General features: G+C 61.2%; 16 protein-coding genes. 3 read left to right on the top strand and 13 right to left on the bottom strand.

Annotated elements, in window-relative coordinates:
* Positions 1-124 precede the first annotated feature (124 nt).
* Positions 125-592, bottom strand: coding sequence for a hypothetical protein (locus OR601_RS00535; protein WP_265591822.1), 468 nt, complete (start codon positions 590-592; stop codon positions 125-127).
* Positions 593-1,011: 419 nt separating this feature from the next.
* Here OR601_RS00535 and OR601_RS00530 point away from each other — a divergent pair, with 419 nt between their 5' ends.
* Positions 1,012-1,986 (top strand): homoserine O-succinyltransferase, encoded by a 975-nt coding sequence (locus tag OR601_RS00530; protein ID WP_265591821.1) that lies wholly within the window; start codon positions 1,012-1,014, stop codon positions 1,984-1,986.
* 233 nt (positions 1,987-2,219) lie between these two features.
* On the opposite strand, the gene OR601_RS00525 is transcribed toward OR601_RS00530, so the two are convergent.
* The 8 genes from OR601_RS00525 to OR601_RS00490 all read right to left on the bottom strand — a co-directional run bounded on the left by OR601_RS00525 (position 2,220) and on the right by OR601_RS00490 (position 12,649).
* Positions 2,220-2,639, bottom strand: coding sequence for a hypothetical protein (locus tag OR601_RS00525; protein ID WP_265591820.1), 420 nt, complete (start codon positions 2,637-2,639; stop codon positions 2,220-2,222).
* 1,159 nt (positions 2,640-3,798) lie between these two features.
* Entirely contained in the window at positions 3,799-4,464 is a 666-nt protein-coding gene (locus OR601_RS00520) for a transaldolase family protein (protein WP_265591819.1), read from the bottom strand.
* 624 nt (positions 4,465-5,088) lie between these two features.
* Positions 5,089-5,376, bottom strand: coding sequence for a hypothetical protein (locus OR601_RS00515; protein ID WP_265591818.1), 288 nt, complete (start codon positions 5,374-5,376; stop codon positions 5,089-5,091).
* Between the two features lie 260 nt (positions 5,377-5,636).
* Entirely contained in the window at positions 5,637-6,953 is a 1,317-nt protein-coding gene (locus OR601_RS00510; RefSeq protein ID WP_265591817.1) for an MBG domain-containing protein, read from the bottom strand.
* Positions 6,954-7,149: 196 nt separating this feature from the next.
* A complete protein-coding gene (locus OR601_RS00505; protein ID WP_265591816.1) occupies positions 7,150-7,824 on the bottom strand; it encodes a fructose-6-phosphate aldolase in 675 nt (224 codons plus the stop codon).
* Between the two features lie 149 nt (positions 7,825-7,973).
* Complete coding sequence (locus tag OR601_RS00500) at positions 7,974-8,936, bottom strand: 4Fe-4S cluster-binding domain-containing protein (RefSeq protein WP_265591815.1); 963 nt, start codon at positions 8,934-8,936, stop codon at positions 7,974-7,976.
* Complete coding sequence (locus tag OR601_RS00495) at positions 8,926-11,226, bottom strand: formate C-acetyltransferase/glycerol dehydratase family glycyl radical enzyme (RefSeq protein ID WP_265591814.1); 2,301 nt, start codon at positions 11,224-11,226, stop codon at positions 8,926-8,928. Before OR601_RS00495 ends, OR601_RS00500 begins: the two co-directional genes overlap by 11 nt.
* Positions 11,227-11,884: 658 nt before the next feature.
* A complete protein-coding gene (locus tag OR601_RS00490) occupies positions 11,885-12,649 on the bottom strand; it encodes a DeoR/GlpR family DNA-binding transcription regulator (protein ID WP_136011669.1) in 765 nt (254 codons plus the stop codon).
* 601 nt (positions 12,650-13,250) lie between these two features.
* On the opposite strand from OR601_RS00490, the gene OR601_RS00485 reads away from it, so the two are divergent.
* Both OR601_RS00485 and OR601_RS00480 read left to right on the top strand, forming a co-directional pair.
* Positions 13,251-15,080 carry a magnesium transporter gene (locus OR601_RS00485; protein WP_265591813.1) on the top strand — a complete coding sequence of 610 codons (1,830 nt, stop codon included), beginning with the start codon at positions 13,251-13,253 and terminating at the stop codon, positions 15,078-15,080.
* A 59-nt stretch (positions 15,081-15,139) separates the two neighbouring features.
* Positions 15,140-16,357: an Nramp family divalent metal transporter gene (locus tag OR601_RS00480; RefSeq protein ID WP_265592403.1), complete on the top strand. Its 1,218-nt coding sequence runs from the start codon at positions 15,140-15,142 to the stop codon at positions 16,355-16,357.
* A gap of 480 nt (positions 16,358-16,837) precedes the next feature.
* Here OR601_RS00480 and OR601_RS00475 read toward each other — a convergent pair whose 3' ends face one another.
* The 4 genes from OR601_RS00475 to OR601_RS00460 all read right to left on the bottom strand — a co-directional run bounded on the left by OR601_RS00475 (position 16,838) and on the right by OR601_RS00460 (position 20,258).
* On the bottom strand, positions 16,838-17,506 hold the full coding sequence (locus tag OR601_RS00475; RefSeq protein WP_265591812.1) for a transaldolase family protein: 669 nt from the start codon (positions 17,504-17,506) through the stop codon (positions 16,838-16,840).
* 80 nt (positions 17,507-17,586) lie between these two features.
* Entirely contained in the window at positions 17,587-18,228 is a 642-nt protein-coding gene (gene deoC / locus OR601_RS00470; RefSeq protein WP_136011674.1) for a deoxyribose-phosphate aldolase, read from the bottom strand.
* A gap of 215 nt (positions 18,229-18,443) precedes the next feature.
* Entirely contained in the window at positions 18,444-19,406 is a 963-nt protein-coding gene (locus OR601_RS00465; protein ID WP_265591811.1) for a transketolase family protein, read from the bottom strand.
* Positions 19,407-20,258, bottom strand: coding sequence for a transketolase (locus tag OR601_RS00460; RefSeq protein ID WP_265591810.1), 852 nt, complete (start codon positions 20,256-20,258; stop codon positions 19,407-19,409). It lies immediately after the preceding gene.
* Positions 20,259-20,381: the final 123 nt, after the last annotated feature.

The raw sequence follows: 20,381 nt of genomic DNA, 5'->3' as shown, positions 1-20,381 counted from the left end.
CGCCCAAATCCATGCCCCTAGTGGCTTCTCGATCCACTTTTCCATACCCTAGCGAACCCTCATGCCCGCCGCATTCGATTCAAAAGATCATTGTCCCTACAAAATATCAGCATCCAAACGCCCATTACTCCAGAAACTGAGGAGGCTCCATTGCATCCAGATGGGTCTGAAGATCTATGGCGCAGATGCGCGTAGCTGCAGGATAGGGCTCATCGTTGCGGTCATCGTAGTAGTCGACCTCTACTAATGCCCAACTCAGAGGCTCAAGGCTTTCGAGTGCAACAGGGATTCCGCGCGCATCGGTGATCTGGGTGTTCTCATCCACCAGAAAGACCTCGAATGCCTTGGCGCCCTCGGGAAGCTGCTGGCGGGTAAGCACATTAGGATCCTCCAGCACGATGCGCCCGTAGCCCGCCTGGGTTACACGGCCCTTGTGTTGGGCAAAGCCTCCGGTGAACTCGTTGGCTGGCGAGTTGGTGACCGGGATAAAGGAAGGAGCTGCCCATGCAATTGTTCCAAGACCTACAAAGAGGAGCAGCAATGCCACAAATGCCAGATAGCGTCTTGAGAGCTTGAAATTCTGTGGTTTCATAAGGAATGCTCCTCTCATTACACATCGGTACCAGCAACTATAAGCTCATAGCTTTCCACATATAATCCCCTATTAAATTATTGCTGATTGCTATTTCTATTATGGAACATTCCATTCCAGCGGTAGGTTTTTCGCCCTTACTGGTCTATAAACTTATGCTCTGCATTTATTCATAATTGAACTGCTGCTCCATAGTCTCAGCCTCAACCTGCAGTTCAGCCAGCAGCGTCCCAACGCCCCCTAGCTTCTCAGCGCACCAGCACTGCCACCCTCCGCGCCCCGATACGGCAAATCAGCAGCGCTCCACCCATGCGGCAGTTTAGCTCAGCCCTCTCCCCACTCCCTAGCTCGCCCCTCGTCCGCACTGCTAGAATGGGAGTTCGTCTGAAACTCACCGAAAAACCCCTCAAGGACACCCCATGCCCATCAAAGTCGCCGACGGCCTGCCGGCCAAAGAGATACTGCATCAAGAACGCATCTTCGCCCTCGAAGAGGAGGCTGCAGCAAAGCAGGACATCCGTCCGCTGAGGGTGGTCATTCTCAACCTCATGCCCACCAAGATCGAGACCGAGACTCAGATCCTGCGCCTCATCTCCAAGAGCCCGCTGCAGGTGGACGTAGACTTCATGCGCGTCTCCAGCCACGAGTCCACCCATGTGAGCCAGGATCATCTGGTGAAATTCTACGAACCGTTCGAGAGTTTTCGCGATCACTACTACGACGGCTTGGTGATCACCGGCGCCCCGGTGGAGCAGATGCCCTTCGAAGAGGTGGACTACTGGGACGAACTCTGCGACATCATGGACTGGGCACAAACCCACGTCTTTTCCACCATGTATCTCTGCTGGGGGGCCATGGCGGGCCTCTATCACCTGCACAACATCCCCAAGCGCCTGCTAGGGTCCAAGCTCTTTGGCGTCTTCCCTCAGCGTCTTTGCGATGAGTACAACTTCTTAACCAACGGCTTCGACGAGGTGCACAACATGCCCCACTCGCGCCACGCCGCGAGCGACCCCAACGCCATCGAGGCCGACCCGTCGCTCCAGGTCCTCTCCCGCGGCTTCACCTCCGGCCCCGCACTGGTGGCCACACGTCACTTCTTCGAGGTCTACGTCCAGGGCCACTTCGAGTACGGTCGCGACACCCTGGCCGGCGAATACTGGCGCGACTTCAAAGCCGGCCTGCCCATCCAGCTGCCGGAAAATTACTTCCCCGACGACGACCCCGAGCGCCAGCCCCTCTTCACCTGGCGCGCCCACGCGAACCTCCTCTGGCGCAACTGGCTCAACTACGTCTACCAGATGACGCCCTACGACCCCGCACAAATCCCGCAGGTCAAAGCGCAGCTGGCCGCCCAAATCCCCGACACCGACGGCACCCCCAACAAGTTCTAGCTGCAAAGGAACCTACCTCGGCCACCGGCACTCCAATGATTAGCTTGCTCAGTGAGCAGCCAAAGTGCCTTCAGTGAGCGTATTAGGTGCTCACTGAGCTTCAGTGAGCAGAATTCCGCTCACTGAGGGGCATGAGCGCACTCACTGAAGCCGCCAGCGACCCAACAGGCTGAAGCCGCCAGCGACCAGCCACCAGCGACCCAATGGGCCAGTTCGCCAAGCCAGCCCAACTCTCACCATAGGCTGCGCAGGCGAAACAGCTGCCGATACAGCTCGCGACGCCGCTCCTCCAGCCGTTCCGAAAGCGGGGAAGGATCCCGACCGTTGACCGCCGCTGCAATGGCATCGGCGGCCGCAACTAGCTGACCGTATTCCCTTACTACCGGCCCGGTGATCGGCATCACCGTGATCCCGGAGGCTTCCAATGCAAGCTGGCGCAACTTGTCATGAAGCACTTCGTCGGCACCCAGATGATGAGCGGAAGAGTCATACTCAACATCGATCGACGTCGCAGGAAAGAGCAGGTCCGGCATGGCCTGTGGCGCTCCAAAGATCTGCTTCCCGCGAGCCGAAAGACCCACAGAGGTGTTCAGTTCTGGTGGATCGAGCCCCAGTCCCCCGAGCTTGCGAGGAAGTGAAAGAAAGAGCGCCAAGGCGGATTCTCGAGGAGACCGAGAGCCCGGCAGTCCTCGAGCAAGCGCGAAGCGCATCAACGCCATACCGGGGACGCGACCCTCTATAGCTAACATTACTCTCTCGACAGAGTTCTGGGAGGCAAGGGGATAAGGCCTGGCCTCGACACCGCTCTCTCGGTCATCACGCGAGTCAAAACGACCCCAGAACTCCATGGCAAGAAGCACGAGTTCCCAGCGGGATAGCTCTGCAGCTCGAAGGAGCAAGTAAAGCTCAGGCGAAACCACATGCAGACCGGCACCGGGCCCCTCTTCCACCCGACAAATCGTGCCACCAGGAAGTGCCGCAGACCAGAGACGCATGGATCCGCCTTTCACCTCATGACGATGTTCTCGGCGCCCCACAAGAGCCTGAACTGCCGATGGTGCCTGTGGATACGCACTGCGCAATCCAGTCAACTCGCGATCGTGGAGCACGCGATATATCTCGCGGGAAGGTGCTTTGGCGTTACGAAGAAGCTCCGTACACTCAGCGCTTTCGGCAATGCGAGAGAGGGGAGCCCGCGACAAATAGATGAGCCGAGCATAGAGACCGCAAAGAATCATAGATCCTCCTTTCCCGAAGAAGTGCCTGGAAGAAACGCAGCTCTTCCCAAGACGCACAACTTAAATACGCGTCTAAAACACACCCTCACCCCATCCAACACCGAAGGCGAGAGAGAATCTGTATTCACGGATCCAATGAGCGCCCGTGAATCCTTCAATGGACACGTGCTTTGCTAATTAGACACGTGCTTTACTGATTAGCGTGCTCAGTGAGCGGTCATGCAGCTTTCAGTGAGCAGTTTTGGCACTCAACGAACTTCAGTGCGCGCAATTCTACTCACTGAAGCACCAACGCCCACTCACTGAAGCGGCCACAGCCTTACAACAACCTTCTACGTAAACCATCTACGTAAGCCATCAGCTGCCGAACTAGCTCCGCTCGCACAAATCTTACCAAGGCCTCACGCACTCTAGTGGCCGAAAAACCCGTAGCAGCCGAGAAGCCCATGCCCCTCAGGCAGACACAAATCAAATCTAGGGGTTCCCAGACAAATAATACCCCTACCTCTAAAGTTACGACTTCCCCAGCCTTAGAGATAGGTGGTATCTGCATCCTCACAAAGGTCAAATAGCCCTAGCACAGCGTGCGCCTGCCAAAGGCGTGCTCCCAGTTGTCGTTGAACACGTCGCGCGCGGCTATGGTGCCCGGCTGGTCGATCATCGAGTAGACCAGCGGCACCGGCAGCGTCACGGCATCGATGCCGTGGGCGATGAGCTGGTTGATCTGCCATGCGTTCTTGAGGGATGCGCCCATGACCTTGGTGGGCAGACCGGCAGCGTCCAGCATGGTCTGCAGAAGCACCGTCTCCTCGACGCCGTCCCCCTGATTGGACATACGGTTAATATAGATCGCCAGGTAATCGGCACCGTTTTTAGCGGCCATAAAGCCCTGGCTGGCAGAGCTGATAGCCGTGCACAGCACATGGATCCCCTCGGCCACGCAATCCTTCACCGCTCTAAGACCGTCATGGGTGGCAGGGATCTTGGCGAAGATGTTGCTCTCGCGCAGCGACGCGATGTAGCGCGCCTCCTCCATGATGCCCTCGTAGTCGGTGGAGATCACCTGGAAGAACACCTTTTGCTCCGGCTCGAGCAGCGCAAAGAGCGAATCTCGCACCTCGTCAAAGGTCTTGCCGCTCTGGGCGATGATGGTGGGGTTGGTGGTCACGCCATCCACCGAGAGCATCGCTCCCAGCTTCTTAATCTCATCAAGGTCTGCAGTATCAAGAATCAGCTCCATAGCCGCTCCCCTTTCCCACGCATACGCCAACCCGCCCACAGACGACCAAGCGCGCCCGTCTCTCTTCAACACTCCCCTATTATGGGCCTCTATCGATATATGGGGGACCCAAAAGCCACCGTTTCTTGGCCTCTGCCAAGCTCAAGACCCCAATAGGCTACCGATAAACCCCAGCCATCCCACCAGCAGCGCCAGCGCGATACCCTCTATCACCCGAGCGAGGATTCGCCCCGACCCAATGGGCGTCTTCCGCGCACTCACATCCATGGCCGCTACCCACGCACCAAGTCCCAAAACAACTAACAGACGAGACGGCCACGGAGCCTGAATAAGCAAACCCATCGCAAGAGCCACACTGGACAGCAATAGCAAGTTTCTTACCGGTGCCGAGAAGTTCATGGCTCCTCCCTTGCAGATCAACCGCAGTACCCAGATGACAAACCTAGACACACCTCAAACGCTTCTATGGGCGACCCTTCTAAAGGAGCTTTTAAAGGCCTCTTCATAGCTCCTTTACTGTTTTAACTATTGTACTCCTTTAAAAAAGGGCGGCTCACGCACAATCGTGAGCCGCCCTAGTAACGGGGGTCTAGCCAATGCCAGCTAGCACAGGTATCACAGTCTCTACACGATGCTCAGCAAAGACTGCAGCTCCTCTGGAGAGGTGAACTTGCGCGCCCTAGAGGAGTTGGGAAAGAGCACTTCGCCCTCCCAGGTCACCTGGTCCTGCGAGTGCCCGTGGGACTGAGATAAGTCCTCCTGCTTTTGGCTCTTGTACTGAGTAGTACGGACCAACAAGCGAGGGATGAACTCGCTTTTCTCAGGGAAGTCCTGCATCTCAAAACCGTAGTCCAAGTTCTCGACGATGTTTTGGACGCTGTCCATGAGGGGCATGCCAGGGGTAGCAGCCACAAGGCCGCTCTCGCTGTTGAACAGCTGGCCGTCCCCCAGCGGATCTTCTCGCGACGGTTGCTCTCCACCTTGCCGATGGCAAGCACCGAGACAACGATGGCAACCCACCAGATGACAGAGACCACCAGGTCGAGGGGCGAGTCGATCTGGTTGAAGCCCAGGAAGAACCAGAGTCCCAGCAGGAACACCGACACCACTGCGGCGATAGTGAAGACAACGATGTTGCTCTTTTTCATGAGTCTATTCCCCCTCCTTCTCTATTACCCGATGGTGGGGGTCATGCCGGAGGTCTCAGGGTAATCCTCGGCATCGGTGCCTTCGCCGGTGAAGTCATCCTCGCGCCCCTTGAGCTTGTTGGTGAAGCTCATGCGGCGCACAGCCACTGCGGCAGCATAGATGAGGGTGAGCACGATGCCTGCGATCATCACCATGTGAACCCAGCACTCTTGCTCGTGCTCGGGGGCAGCTGCCATAGGCACCGCGTCATCGGCGATGATGGTCTCCTCAGGCTCCGCCGCAGGGGTTTCTGCCAGAGGTGTAGGGGCATCATTGATAGCTACCGCAGCTGCGGGACCGCCACCAGGGGCGGCAGGACCAGCAGGAGCTGCCGGGCCAGCAGGGGTGATACCCGGAGTTGCAGGCGTAGTGGGAGCCGGGAAGACCGGAGCAGGCAGCGCCGTGATGGTGAAGGTACCGGTCTGGACGCTTACCACATAGTTGGGGTTAGCAGTGAAGGTAGCGGAGAGGACGTTGGGATACGTGCCTACTGCCTCGGCATCGTTGGTGCGGTAGTAACGCACGATGCCTAGATCGCTCTCATTGACGAGACCGGATACCACGCCTAGGAAGACGGGGTCTGCCTGTCCCGCCACTTTGGTCGCATTTGCAACCGTGATGGTCACAGGAGCCGGAGTGATGGTAACCGTGGCACGCACTGCAGGAGTGGTGTCGTAGTTAGCCGCGTTGGCACGCACCCATACCGGATAAGTACCGGCGTTGGTGAAGGAGGGCACCTCAGAAGTCCAGGTGGTTCCATCGAGCGAGTACTCGAAGGTAGAGCCAGACACTGCAGCAGTGGCAGTAATCGTCGAGGCCGTGCCATCGTACATCTTGGTAGTGCCCTGAGCACCGGCCAAGTTCACACCAGTGACGATGTTCTCGCCGGAGTTGACGATGGTGAAGATGCCGGGCACGATGGTCAACACATAGTTTCCCTGGTTCTCTGCACCGGAAGCCGTAATTACATAGCTACCGGCATTCTCGCCAGTCTCACGAGAGACTGTGAACTCGACCGTCTCGTTGCCTACAAGACCAGAGTTCTCATTACCTTCGGCAGCACCTGGGGTAGCGGTGAGCTCTGGGTCCTGATCACCATAGATCTTGCCTGCATCGTTAGCGGTTACGACAACTGGGCGTCTAGTGATCTGGAGGGTGCCCAGATTCTCAGAGACGGTGTAGTTGGTCTCTTTGGCAGTGCCGTCCCACTTGATGGAGTAGGTATTCTCCACCGGCCCACCCACGCCGGGGCCCACCTCGCCGGTGACGGCGAATATAGCAGCTATAGCGGCGCCTGGCATCGACTTGCAGCGTGACTTTGGGCATGAAAAAGAGTCCCACGCCATAGGGCGTCGGGACTCTTGCGCAAACTTATATATAGTTGCGATTTAACAGCGGCTCAGGACGGCAGGAGAAAGCCGCACGCCTAGGCGGGGCTATTCTCGGTAAGGAAGCCAGAGTGATGCCCGCGCGCTGCGAAGGGGGTCAATGGAGGGGCTACTCGGCGGACAACAGGGTGGTGCGGCCGTAGGCAGCCTGCCAGTTGCGGGTGAAGTCATCCACGGCCATGGGAGTGGAGGGGATGTCCAGCATGTTGAAGGCCACGTCCACGGGAATGGTCACGGCCTCGATGCCGTTCTCCAGAAGCTCGTTGACCTGCTCCACGTTCTTGAAGGAAGCGGCCAGGATCTTGGTGGGGAGCTTGGCCTGCTCGAGCATGGCCTGCAGACGCACGACCTCGCCTACGCCGTCGCCCAGGTTGCACATGCGGTTGACGTAGGGAGCCAGGTAGTCGGCGCCGTTCTTGGCAGCCATGAAGCCCTGGCTGGCAGAGTAGATGGCGGTGGCCAGGACGCCCATGCCCTCGGCCTTGCAGGCCTTGATGGCGCGCATGCCGTCACGGGTGACGGGGATCTTGACGTAGGTGTTCTCGGGGCGCAGGGAGCAGATGTAGCGGGCCTCGGCCATGATGCCGTCGAAGTCGGTGGCTACCACCTGGATGAAGAGCTTCTGCTCGGGGGAGAGGATCTCCATCAGGCCGTCGCGAATCTCCTCGAAGGACTTACCGCTCTTGGTGATGATGGTGGGGTTGGTGGTCACGCCATCGACAGCGTAGAGGTCGTTGAGCTCGCGGATAGCCTCGAGATCGGCGGTGTCCAGAATGAGTTCCATGGTAAATCCTTTCATTGTTTATGCGCGCTCTCCTCTGCGGCAACACGCGTGTACACCGGTTGAAAACTCTTTGAATCTAGTCTAGCGGGCCTAGGTTGCAGGCTGGCTGTCGGGGTTTTAAGGGAATCAGGGATATCAGTAACAGGCGCTTATTCGCCGTGGAGGGTTGCTTTGAGCCCTCTTTTAGACGCTTCCTCCACAATCCAGGCCACCTGGTCGTCTGTGAGGGCGGCCAGGTCTCCCAGGCCATAGGAGCGCCCTACGGCGTCGTACTTGCCGCTGCCCAGCTGATGGAAGGGCAGGATGTCCACTCGGCCGATGCCCAGCTCGCGAATACGGTCCAGGTTGGCGGCCACATTGGCGGGGTCGTCGGTGAACCTTGGGATGATGGGCATGCGCGCCACCACCCGCGCCCCGCTTGCCAAAAGCTCCTGGAGCTGGGCGTCGCGGATCTGAGGGTCGACGCCAATGAGGTCCAGGGAGCGCTGTTGGTCTGCGATCTTGAAGTCTACCAGCCAGAGGTCGCAGACAATGGCGAGGTCTTGGAGGCGTGGCGCCTTCACCGCCAGCGTGGTCTCCAGGGCCGTCTTCATGGCCGCCTTTTTGATGCGGCCAAAGAAGGCGACAAGCCAGTCTGCCCAGAGCAGCGCCTCTCCGCCGGAGGCAGTGACGCCGCCGTCAGACTCCTCGAAGAGCACGGCGTCGCGCAGCACCTCCTGAGCCATGTCCTCCGGTGTGCGCGGCACGCCCAAGAGCGTCTTGGCGCCGGTGGGACAGAGCTCGGGCGGGGTGGAGCAGAGCCTTTCGCCTGGGGCTTTGGGGGTGCAGCCCATGCAGAGGGACTCCTTGAAGGAGACCTCGGGCGTGCTCGAGAGGTTCTCGGGGTTGCAGCACCAGGGGCACTTGAAGGGGCAGCCCTTCAAGAAGACCGTGGTGCGGATGCCGCCGCCGTCGTGCAGGGAGTAGCGCTGCACATTGGTGATGGGGGCAGTGAGGTAGGCGGGCTTCTCGGCAGCTTGGGGCACAGAGGGTGCGGGAGCTGGGGGAATGTTGGGATCTGCCTGCGAGCTGCGGGGGGCGGCAGGGGTTGCGAACACGGGCTTAGAGCACATGCTCGCTCCGGTTGATGATGTCGTCCTGGATGCCGCGGGCCAGCTCCACGAACATGGCGGAGTAGCCGGCGACGCGCACCACCAGGTCTTTGTGGTTCTCGGGATGCTTCTGGGCGTCCAGGAGGGTGGCGCGGTCAACCACGTTGAACTGGATGTGCTGGATCTTGTAGCGCGAGAAGGCCTTGAGGTAGGCGGCCATCTTGGCCAGGCCCTCCTCGCCGGCTAGAGTGGCCGGGGAGAACTTGACGTTGAGCAGGGACCCGTTGGAATCCAGCGCGTTGTCCAGCTTGGACACCGAGCGCAGGCTTGCCGTGGGGCCGTTGGTGTCGCGGCCCACCATGGGGGAAAGGCCGCCGTCGGCCAGCTGCTCGTGGGCATGGCGGCCGTCGGGGGTGGCGCCGCAGGCCTCGCCCAGCGGGATGTGGGCGCTCACGGTGTAGGAACCCGGCTGGAAGTGGCCGCCGCGGGGATTGGTGTAGCCGGCCACCTCGTGGCCGTAGTGGGAGAGCAGGCGGGCGCCCAGCTCGTCTACCTGGTCCACGTCGTTGCCGTACTTGGGATAGCGGTTGATGAAGCGCTGGCGCCAGACCTCGTCGCCCTCGCCGGTCCAGTCGCGGTCCAGCATGGCGACGAGCTGGGGCAAGGTGAGCAGCTGCTCCTCGAAGACCGCCTGGCGGATGACCTCCAAAGAGTCTGCCAGGTTAGCGGTGCCCACGCCCTGGACGCCGGAGGGGTTGTAGCGCGCGCCGCCGGCAGTGAGGTCTTGCCCGTTTTCCATGCAGTCGTTGATGAGGCAGGAGAGCAGCGGCGTGGGAGAGGTGGCGGCGTGAGCCTCGTCGCAGGTGTTGCACCCGCGAACCATGAGCCCCACGTAGCGGTCGATGACCTTCTCGGTAGCGTCGATGAGCTCGTCGAAGGTGGCGAAGCCCTGGGGGTTCTCGTGCAGGGCGATCTCCAGGCAGCGCACCATATTGAACATGGAGATGTCGTGCAGGCCGTACATGGCGCCGGGGATGGAGAGTTCTACGCACCCCACCACGCCGTAGTCGCGGGCGTCCTCCAGCGAGATGCCGCGGTTCACGAAGGACAGGATGTTGACCTCGTCGTTGAAGACCTGGGGCATGCCGTCGCCCAGGCGGATGACCTGGGCCGCCTCATGAAGCAGCGACGCCGGCGTTTGGGCATGCATGCGCAGCGAGAGGTTGGGCTGGGGCAGGCGGGTGTCGTTTTGCACGTCTAACAGCAGGCTGGAGAGCTCGTTGGTGGCATCCTGGCCCATCGCGTCCACGCCGCCCACCACGATGTTGAGGCCCGAGGGGAATCCGGCGAAGAACTTGGCGCTCTCCGTGGAACGGGCGAACACGATGGTGTTGCACTTGAGGTAGAAGTCCTGGAGCCACTCGCGGATGGTCTCGTCGCTTGTGCCCGCGGCTTTGGAGGCCTGATAGAGCGGCCAGAGGTACTGGTCCACCCGGCCCAGCGAGATGGAGCTTGCGTTGGACTCGTGCTCGCAGACCAGCTCGGCCAGCCAGAGCTGCTGGAGGCCCTCACGGAAGTCTTGGGGGGCACGCTGCGCCAAGTTACCGAGAATATCGGCCATCTCTTGCAGCTCTTGTGCGCGCTCCGGCGAGGTGGCAGGGTCTTGGGCTTTGTCGCGACAGATGAACTCGTAGCGGCGGATGTAGGCGATGGTGCCCTCAAGGACGATGACCGCTGCCTGGTAGAACAGGTTGTCAGGCTGGGATGCCAGCTGCTGCCTTGCATCCTCCAGCAGCGCCGCCCAACCGCGCTCCATGAGCACTGGGAAGTTGGGGATGATATGGCCTTGGCCCTTGTCGGTTTGGGCCACCGCGAACACCTTGGTGGTCTGCGCCTCTGCCACCTGGGGGTCCAAGTGCGCGCGATACCAATCGTTCAAGCTCTGCCCGGCCCAGAAGGGATAGACCTGGTCGCGATAGAGGGTTTTATCGGCTTCAGACATCTCGAAGCGGTCCTGCGGGCGCACGGGGAACTGATCCAGCTCGTCCAGGATCCAGTAGGGGCTCATCTCGGGCGACAGCACGCCGGCGCGGGGCTCGCGGGTGCGGTTGCCTGCGAACAGGTCGTGCTCGTCGATGACGATCTCGTGGTTCTCCAGCAGATGCACCAGCGCTTTTGCACGGCACAGGATGGCCGGCTCGCCCTGGGTCTGCTCATAGCTCTCCTGATAGAGCAGGGCGCGCTCCAGGTCGATGACGCGAGACTTGGCAAATAGGCTGTCTTTGATGGCTTGCGTGCGCGGGGTGAGCATGGCGCCTCCGAGTTGCGTTGGGATGTACCTTGGGTTTTGCAGCAGGGCCGCAGGGCGCGCCGCTCTCGCGGCGGACACCTATGGCGGTCCGGCGCGGTGAGCCTGTGAGGTGCCTAAGCGGCGGGGCCACTGGGGGTCCGGTGCGGCGGGATGCCGATGCGGCGAGCACCGACGCGGCGGGGATGCCGAGAAGCCCCCCCTACTGGCTCTGATTCTATCGCAGTTGGACTGCGCTTGCTATTATTTTGTCGTATTTTCGCCCAATTCGTCTCGTTTTCTCCACGAATGACTGGGAAGGAGGGTTGAGCGGCGCGCGGGAGCCAGGAAGGGTCCGTCGCTGGGCTGCTGAGTTGCCGTCGCTAGGTTGTCAGGTTGCGGGCGCCGGGCTGTTGAGTTGCTGTCTCTGGGCGCCCATCTCGTTATTAGAGGGCTTTCGGCATGGTTTTCGAAGGAAATGAGCCCGTTTTGAGGGAAATCTCGTTATAAGAAGGCTTTCGGCACTGGGGTTTTGCAAAACCCCAGTGCAGTCAGACCTCTAATAACGAGACGCGCATTCGACACCTGTGCGGAGAGCTCAGGCTACCAACTTCGCGCAGGTAAAAGCACCTTGGCGGCCGCGCTTGGCTGCATTCCTTACTGCCTCGCCTAGCCGCATCCCCTACCAGAGCAGAGGGGCCTGAAGCTCGGCCAGCACTTGGCCACGGGCCGTCTCTTTGGCCTCCGGTTCCATGACGATGCCTGCAAAGGAGTCCAAAGTGGCGTAGGAAAACGTGCCCCAGGCCCCCACCTTGGAGCTGTCGATGAGCAGGTAGGCCGCCTGACAGCGAGCAAGGACGGCGCGCTTGACCATGCCGTCATCGGCATCGAAGGTGGTCACATCTCCAGTTTTGGGATCCACTCCCAGCGCTCCCATAAAGGCCGCATCAAAACGCAGGGGCTCCAGCATGGCCAGGGTCTGAGGGCCTGTAAAACCGTTGAGCTCGCCGGAGACGGTGCCGCCAATGCCCGTGACCTGCAGGTGATCGCGACCGGCCAACACTTGGAGCACATCGATCATGTTTGAAGCCACATGAACTGGCTTGGGGCCGGTGGCCAAAAGCTCCGCCAGATAGTGGTTGGTGGAAGAGCAATCCAGGTAGATGGTGGAGTTCTCCTCCACCAATTCGTAAGCCTTTTGGGCCAACGCGCGCTTCTGAGGCTCATGGATATCCACGCGATTCATGATCATGCGGTCGGCCAACGACTCCGGCCGTATGGCGCCGCCGTAGACTTTGCGAGCCCTTCCCTGCTCTACCAAGGTTTTGAGGTCCTTGCGAATGCAGTCGTCGCTCACGCCAAAAAGCTGGGCCAGCTCACCCACGGTCACGCGGCCTTCAAGGGCGATGAGGTCTGCGATAGCGTCCTGGCGCTCTTTCAAAAACATGACAGTCCTTTCTAAAATCCCTGGCAGCAGCAGCCTACTGCCCCGGGAGGGGTTCTTGGCAGGGACTTGCAACCTCTAGGGAGAAGGGCGCTCTTGGCAGGGGCTTGAGCAATGGCGAGCGCCGAGAAGCCCACGGGCACGAGCCCAGGAGGGCGCGGGCTTCTCGGCAGCAGAGGGGGCGAAATGGCGGCATGGCCAATGCAATGCCACGTTCTGCAGGGGCGCATGGCGCTCTACGAGGACTATTAGTTTATCCGAGTTTATCGTAGTTTAGTCCAGGGACGCGAGAAAGTGCGACCAGGGGTAACCCCCACGCAGGGAGTGGCGGGTAAAAGTTGTGCCCGTCGGCAGAGTTGGCTGGTAGCCGAGGGGGTACATAGGGGCAGAGCGTGTAGAATAGGAACGCTTTAGCGGACGTCTCTGGCAAATCGGGCGCCGCGCAAACGTGGGTCATCAAAGGAGAAAGGGTTTAGATGAAACCTCGACCGCACAGTCGATGACCCCTGAGACCGGCTCCTTAGCGGGTCGCGCCCCAGGGGTGTGACAGGCTGCCATGAGGCAGCGCCGCTACCAGCCCCTACGGGCGCAAAGGAGCAGTTTCATGATCTATCTGTCTCAGATGCTGGGCATTCCCGTTCTGGATTCAGGGGGCGAGCGCATCGGCGTCGTGAACGACCTGGGCATCGCCACAGGCGAGGTGTTCCCCCGGGTCACGTCCCTGGCGTTTCAGGGCCCCGGCAAAACGCCCTTCATGATCAGCTGGCGCAAATATGTCGACAGCTTTGATGGCGACACGGTGCGCCTTAAGGTGCCCTCCACAGACATCCGCTTCTCTTACCTACAGCCAGAAGAGGTCCTCATCAACCGCGACCTCATGAACAAGCAAATCGTTGATACTCGCGGCCTGCGCGTAGTGCGCGTGAACGACCTCAAGCTCTCGGACTCCGGCTCCTCCCAGCTGCGCCTGTTAGGCGCCGAGGTGGGAGCCCGCGGCATCTTGCGCAACCTCTCCCCCACCGTCGAGCGCGGGGTTGCCAAGATCGCCCACACGCTGGGCCACGACATTCCCGAGAAGATCATCGCCTGGAGCTATATGGACCTTCTGGACCGCGAGCTTTCCGATGTGCAGCTCAACATCTCCCATAAAACCCTGGACGACATGCATCCGGCGGACATCGCGGACATCATCGAGCAGCTGGACCCGCGGCTGCGCGGCCAGGTCTTTGCCCAGCTGGACGACTCCCAGGCAGCCGACGCCATGGCCGAGCTGGACGACGACGGCATGGCCGCAGAGATCATGGATGACATGGACGTGGCCTCGGCTTCGCGCATGCTCTCCCAGATGGACCCGGACGACGCCGCGGACCTAGTGAGCGAGTTGGACTACGAGCGTGCCGAGACCCTGCTGCGCCTCATGGGCGTCAAGGAGGAGAAGGCCATCCGCCAGCTGCTGGGTTATCGCGAGGATACCGCTGGCCGCATCATGACCTCGGAGTTCGCGGCGCTGCCACCTTCGGCCACCATCGCCGACGCCATTGCCAAGATCCGCACCATGGACGAGGACGACATCGAAACCGTCAACTATATCTATGTGTGCGACGACGATCGCCGCCTGCTGGGCGTGCTCACCCTGCGCGCGCTGCTCATGGAATCGCCGGACACCCAGCTCTCGGCCATCATGGAGACCGACGTCATCACTGCCAACCCCGACGACGACCAAGAAGACGTCGCCGAGGCCATCTCCAAGTACAACCTGCTGGCCATCCCCGTGGTCACCGAGACCCAGCAAATCGTGGGCATCGTCACCGTGGACGACGCTCTAGACGTCCTGGAAGAAGAGCACGAGGAAGACCTGCAGCTGGCCGGCGGCCGAAGCGACTCCGATACCGATAAGCCCACCCACGACCTGCGCTGGCTCTTGGGAAACCAGCTCTGGTTCTTCTTCTGGGTGTGCGGCGTGGTGGCCATGGCCGCTGCGGGTTCCGCACTAGGCATCCAAGCCGCTGCGCTAGCTGCCTCCGTGGCGCTGCCCGTCTGTCTCCTCATGGCCGACGACATGGTGAGCTACACCACCGGCTTCTTCATCGAGTTCGACCCCGACGACGAAGACTCCCCCTCCACCAGCTCCTTTGTCTTCCGTGGCCTGGGCATCGCCCTCGTCTACCTGACGCTGGTCATGCTGCTCGCCATTGGCATAGGCGGCCTGTTCGCCCCCACCGCTGCCCTTGATGCGGTGAGCGCGGGCTTCTGGGCCTCTGCCGGCTCCGCCCTCATCAGCTATGGCACCGCACCCCTCTACCTGCACTATCTGCGCCAAAAGGACGCCCACGGCGAGGAGGTCTCCCGCCTCTCGCTGCGCTTGCTGGCCCTCACGGTGTCCATCGTGCTCTTCATGGCCATCTGCCTGCCCGCCCTCGTGATGGGCGCCTAGCTATGGCTACCGAGAAGAACACCCCCACTACCCCGCAAGCCCCTGCTCAAAAGCGCAAGATGCGCCTGCTCACGGTGCTTGCCGCCATGGGCCCGGGCCTCATCGCCGCCCTCTCCGGCACCGACGCCGGCGGCATCGCCACCTACTCCAACGCCGGCGCGCTCTTTGGCTTTGGCCAGCTGTGGACCGTGCCCATCATGGGATTCTTGATGATCGTGGTCCAAGAGACAGCTGCCCGCATGGGCTGTGTCACCGGCAAGGGCTTCGCCAGCTTGATTCGCGAGCAATTTGGGGTGCGCTTATCGGCATTCGCAATGCTGGCCCTGCTGGTCTCCAACACCATGGTGACCCTCTCCGAGTTCGCAGGCATCGCCTCTGGCATGTCGCTCTTTGGCATTCCAGCGCCCATCTCGGTGCCCATCGCCGCCATCGTCATCTGGCTGCTCACCATGAGCGGCAGCTACAAGCGCATCGAAAAAGTGCTTTTGGCCATATGCTGCGTGTTCATCGCCTATGTGGTCGCAGGATTTATGGTGCAGCCCAACTGGGCCGACGCCCTGAACGCCACCGTCATCCCGCGCATCACCCCCACGCCCGAATACCTGAGCCTGCTGGTGGCAAACATCGGCACCACCATCGCGCCCTGGATGATCTTCTTGGCCGAGTCCAACGTGGTCGACAAAAATGTAGGCGCCGACGAGATCCCCTACCAGCGCATCGACACCGCCACCGGCGCCATCCTGGCGTCGATCATTTCATGGTTCATCATCATGGCCACCGGCGTGACGCTGCACCCTGCGGGGGTAGCAGTGGATGACGCCGCCCAGGCCGCCCAGGCGCTTGCCCCCATCGCAGGCCCCTACGCCGAGCGCCTCTTTGGCTTGGGTTTGGTAGGCGCTTCTCTGCTGGCCGCCGCGGTGCTTCCCGGCATCACTTCCAGCGCCATCTGCGAAGCCTTTGGCTGGGAGCACGGTGCCGACCACGGTTGGAGCGAGGCCCCCGTCTACCGCGGCATCATCACCGCCATCATCGTGCTCTCCGCCGGAGTGGTGCTCATCCCCCACATTGATCTCTTTGGCATCATGATGGCCGCCCAGGTGGTCAACGGCGTGCTGTTGCCCGTGCTCATGATCTACATGGTAATCATCGCGTCCGACAAGCGCATCATGGGCCGCTACGTCAACGGCCACCTCTGGACCGCCATCACCTGGGCCACCATTGCGGTCATCATCATCCTCACCATTGTGATGTTCGTGCTCCAAGGGTTGGGATACTGAGCTGTTGTAACGCTGGGCGGCTCGCGCGGAATACGTTGGGTGCGCACTTAGGATCCCGACAGCTACCCGGTCACACCACCTGGGTATGACTGCGTTTTTTGGGACACCCGGTTACACCACCATGGTGTAACCGCGAAAACGCGCCCACATTCACGCAAAACCGGCTACACCCTAGAGGTATTTTGCCAACCATCCAGTAACACCCCTGGGGTATGTCCGGGTGCCTCCTAAAAGCCCGCTACACCCCGAGATGTAGCGGGATAGGTGGGCGTAGCTTTTTAGCAGGGTTTTGCGAAGCGGCTTTTCTAAGGCGCTATGTTGAGAAGCCGCCAGACACCCCTAAGATACTCCCGTTGCCGAGAAAAGCTCGCCCCCCTTAAAGCCGGAGGCCTTAAGGGGGGCGAGCAGCGATGCCTTAGGTTGGAAGCGCCAGGGAGCGCTGGGGCGCCTTGGAGGCGCTGAGATCGCGAAGGGTACGCCTTACTGGGCGGAGGTGACCTTCTTCCAGTCGGCCTCGAAGGCGGCCAGGCCGCGGTCGGTCAGAGGATGGTGCAGGCACTTCTCCATGGCGGCGAAAGGCACCGTGGCGATGTCTGCACCCAGGAGGGCCGCCTGGGTCACGTGGTTGGGGGTGCGAAGAGAGGCGGCGATGATCTCGGTGTGCTCGGGGCCGTAGTAGTTCTTCACGGCGGTCACGATGTTTGCCAGCTGCTCTATGCCGTCTTCTGCGATGTCGTCGAAGCGGCCCACGAAGGGGGAGACATAGCGGGCGCCGGCAGAGCAGGCCATCAAGGCCTGGGGCACGGTGAAGATGAGGGTCATGTTGACGTTGACGCCGTGCTTCTTGAGCTCCTTGGTGGCGGCCAAAGACTCAGCGCAGATGGGAAGCTTCACCACGATGTTGGGGGCAAGGGCTGCCAGGCGCAGACCCCCTGCCACCATGTCCTCGGTGGTGGTGGCGGTGGACTCGGCAGAGACCGGAACGTCGGGGCAGGCCTCGGCGATCTTTACCATGTGGGCCTCGAAGTCGGCCAGCTTGCCGCCGGTCTTGGCGTAGAGGGAGGGGTTGGTGGTGACCCCTGCCACGCAGCCCCAGGAGTAGGCGGTCTTGATCTCTGCGAGGTCGGCGGTGTCGATGAAGAACTTCATGGGTGATTCCTTTCTGGGTGGTCAGCCAGTGGGATGTAAGCGTGTGAAGAGCGAGTATCGCGCGCTTTTTGAGGTGCGCGCTACTCGGCAACGATGGCAATGCCAGAGCTGGTGCCAATGCGGTCGGCGCCAGCCTCGACCATGGCGGCAGCCTCCTCGGCGGTGTGGATGCCACCGGAAGCCTTTACCTTGGCAGCGCCGTTGACGGCCTTGGTCATGAGGGCCACGTCATGCACGGTGGCGCCGCCGGTGCCAAAGCCGGTGCTGGTCTTGACGAAGGTGGCATGCGCCTCGACGGAGAGGCGGCAGGCGCGCTCGATCTGCTCGTCGTTGAGGTAGCAGGTCTCCAGGATCACCTTGACGCAGCGACCCTGGGCAGCCTCGACTACCGCAGCGATGTCGGCGCGCACGGCGTCGTCCTCGCCGGCCAAAAGCCAGCCCACGTTGAGGACCATGTCCACCTCGTCGGCTCCGTTATCCACGGCCCAACGAGCCTCGTAAGCCTTGGGATCGGTGGCCATGGCGCCCAGGGGGAAGCCCACTACGCAGCAGACCTCTACCTCGGAGTTGGCCAGGCGCTCGGCGCACAGGGGCACCCAGCAGGTGTTGACGCACACAGAAGCGAAGTTGTGCTCGATGGCCTCATCGCAGAGACGCTCGATGTCGGCACGGGTAGCAGTGGCCTTCAGGATGGTGTGGTCGATAAGCCCGTTGAGTTTCATGGAACAAGATCTCCTTTAAAAGAATGATGTGAGAGCCCTCCCGATGGGTTGCCGGGAAGCTCCAGAGGCCCTGCCGCGCCAACGGCGCTCGGTGCCTGAACCGGCGCGACAGGACTCCAAGAGCGAGGGGCGGCCAAGAGGGCCGCAGAGACAAGGCGCCTTTGAGCCGCAGCCCTTTAGGCCAAAGCCTTTAGGGCAGAGGCTGTTTAAAGCCTCTAGGCCAAAGCCTCGGTGACGGTGTTCACCAGGTCGTCGGCGGTGAGGTGATACTCCTTCTGGAGGAAGGAGGCGGGGCCCACCTGACCAAAGCGCTCGACGACACCGTGGCGCACCAGAGGCACGCCCAGGTTCTTCTCGGCAAGGACCTCGGCCACTGCAGAGCCCAGACCGCCGATGACGCCGTGGTTCTCGAAGGTGACCACGCACTTCTTGCCGGCGGTCTCGGAGACCACCAGGTCGACGTCCAGAGGCTTGACGCAGAACATGTCGATGACCTCGCAGGAAATGCCCTGAGCCTCCAGGGTCTCAGCGGCGTCCAGAGCGTCGGACACCAGCTGGCCGGCGGCGATGATGAGCACGTCGGAGCCGGAGCGCAGCACGTTGCCCTTACCCATCTCGAAGGTGGAGCCGGGGGCGTAGACCTCGCGGACGGCCTTGCGGTTGCCGCGGACATAGTGCACGCCGGCGCCAAGGTTTGCAAAGGCGCGGATGATCCACTCCATCTGGGTGGCGTCGGCTGCGTCGCACACCACGGCGCCAGGGATGGTGCGCATGAGGCCCATGTCCTCGTAGGTGGTGTGGGTGCCGCCATTGGTGGCTACGGCAAAGCCGGGGTCGGAGCCGTAGATGTTGATGGTGTTGCCGGCGTAAGCGCCCGAAAGGAACACCTGGTCAAAGCAGCGGCGGGTGGCGAAGGGGCCAAAGGTGTGGGTGAAGGGGATGAAGCCTTCAGAAGACATGCCGGCGGCGATGCCCATCATGTCGGCCTCGGCGATGCCGCATTGCACGAAGCGGTCAGGATTGGAAGCCTGGATCTTGGTGAAGCCGGAAGCGCCACCCAGGTCTGCCTCCAAAGCCACGACGCGGTCGTTCTCCTTCATGAGGTCCTGCAGGGTCGAGACTACGACGGCGCGCAGCTCGGTGCCCATCTGGGAACGGTCTTGAGCGAGCTGGAACATTTAGGCTTCACTCCCCTCGATGATTGCGGTGAACTGAGCGATGGCTTCCTCGGCAGCAGCCTTGGCAGGAGCGTCGAACTTGGGAGAGTGATTGCTCATGAGCTGCTCGAAGTACGGTACGCCGGCGCCCTTGACGGTGTCCATGACGATAGCCACAGCAGAGTCCTCGTGGTGCTTGGCCTCGGTGATGGCGGCGTCCAGGGCCTCGACGTCCTGGCCGTTGACGGTCTGGGTGTAGAAGCCAAAGGCGCGCATCTTCTGAGAGATGTCGAAGGGGTTGAGCACATCCTTGGTGTAACCGTCCAGCTGCTTCTTGTTGTCGTCGATGATGACGATGCAGCGGTTCAAGCGGTTGGCAGCGATGAACTCGAACGCCTCCCAGCACTGGCCCTCGTTGAGCTCGCCGTCGCCCACGATAAGGTAGGTGTAGGTGTCGGTGCCCTTGAGACGCTGGGCATAGGCGATGCCGGCAGCGGTGGAGCAACCCTGGCCCAAAGAGCCGGTGGTCATGTCGACGCCGGGGGTCTTCAGGCGGTCGGGGTGGCTGGGGAGATCGGTGTGGCCCTGGTTGAGGGTCATGAGCATGTCGCGGTCGAAGAAGCCGGTCTCGGCCAGAGCGGCATACCAGGCGGGACCGGCGTGGCCCTTAGACAAAACGACGCGGTCGCGATCCTCCCAGCGAGGATTGGACGGGTCCACCTTCAAAACCTTGCCGTAGAGCAGGGCCATGAGGTCGGCGATGGAGTACGAGCCTCCCAGGTGACCGGATCCTAAGGGAAGCAGCATCTGCATGACGTCACGACGAATCTTGGTGGCGAGCAGCTGAATGGATTTCAGCTCCTGTTCCTGCATCCTTGCTCCTTTCATCAGTGATTGAGTTCATGGTTGCGTAATTGAACGCTTAGAAAAAGGCGGGCCCGCAAAGGTGCCCGCCACAAGAGAGCTATAGTTCCGCCTACGCAGGCAGGGCGGAGA

This window comes from Leptogranulimonas caecicola (assembly GCF_023168405.1).
Lineage (GTDB): Bacteria > Actinomycetota > Coriobacteriia > Coriobacteriales > Atopobiaceae > Leptogranulimonas > Leptogranulimonas caecicola.
The sequence above is the reverse complement of the archived record's forward strand: the minus strand, read 5'-3'. Positions and strand labels throughout refer to the sequence as shown.

Bases quoted from the DNA above. Each gene is read 5' to 3' on its own strand.
- OR601_RS00475 (WP_265591812.1), bottom strand. From the start codon at position 17,506: ATGAAGTTCTTCATCGACACCGCCGACCTCGCAGAGATCAAGACCGCC.
- OR601_RS00505 (WP_265591816.1), bottom strand. From the start codon at position 7,824: ATGGAACTCATTCTGGACACCGCCGATCTCGAGGCTATCCGCGAGCTC.
- OR601_RS00520 (WP_265591819.1), bottom strand. From the start codon at position 4,464: ATGGAGCTGATTCTTGATACTGCAGACCTTGATGAGATTAAGAAGCTG.
- OR601_RS00495 (WP_265591814.1), bottom strand. From the start codon at position 11,226: ATGCTCACCCCGCGCACGCAAGCCATCAAAGACAGCCTATTTGCCAAG.
- OR601_RS00510 (WP_265591817.1), bottom strand. From the start codon at position 6,953: ATGCCAGGCGCCGCTATAGCTGCTATATTCGCCGTCACCGGCGAGGTG.
- OR601_RS00465 (WP_265591811.1), bottom strand. From the start codon at position 19,406: ATGTTCCAGCTCGCTCAAGACCGTTCCCAGATGGGCACCGAGCTGCGC.
- OR601_RS00530 (WP_265591821.1), top strand. From the start codon at position 1,012: ATGCCCATCAAAGTCGCCGACGGCCTGCCGGCCAAAGAGATACTGCAT.
- OR601_RS00480 (WP_265592403.1), top strand. From the start codon at position 15,140: ATGCGCCTGCTCACGGTGCTTGCCGCCATGGGCCCGGGCCTCATCGCC.
- deoC (WP_136011674.1), bottom strand. From the start codon at position 18,228: ATGAAACTCAACGGGCTTATCGACCACACCATCCTGAAGGCCACTGCT.
- OR601_RS00490 (WP_136011669.1), bottom strand. From the start codon at position 12,649: ATGTTTTTGAAAGAGCGCCAGGACGCTATCGCAGACCTCATCGCCCTT.
- OR601_RS00535 (WP_265591822.1), bottom strand. From the start codon at position 592: ATGAAACCACAGAATTTCAAGCTCTCAAGACGCTATCTGGCATTTGTG.
- OR601_RS00500 (WP_265591815.1), bottom strand. From the start codon at position 8,936: ATGTGCTCTAAGCCCGTGTTCGCAACCCCTGCCGCCCCCCGCAGCTCG.
- OR601_RS00485 (WP_265591813.1), top strand. From the start codon at position 13,251: ATGATCTATCTGTCTCAGATGCTGGGCATTCCCGTTCTGGATTCAGGG.
- OR601_RS00460 (WP_265591810.1), bottom strand. From the start codon at position 20,258: ATGCAGGAACAGGAGCTGAAATCCATTCAGCTGCTCGCCACCAAGATT.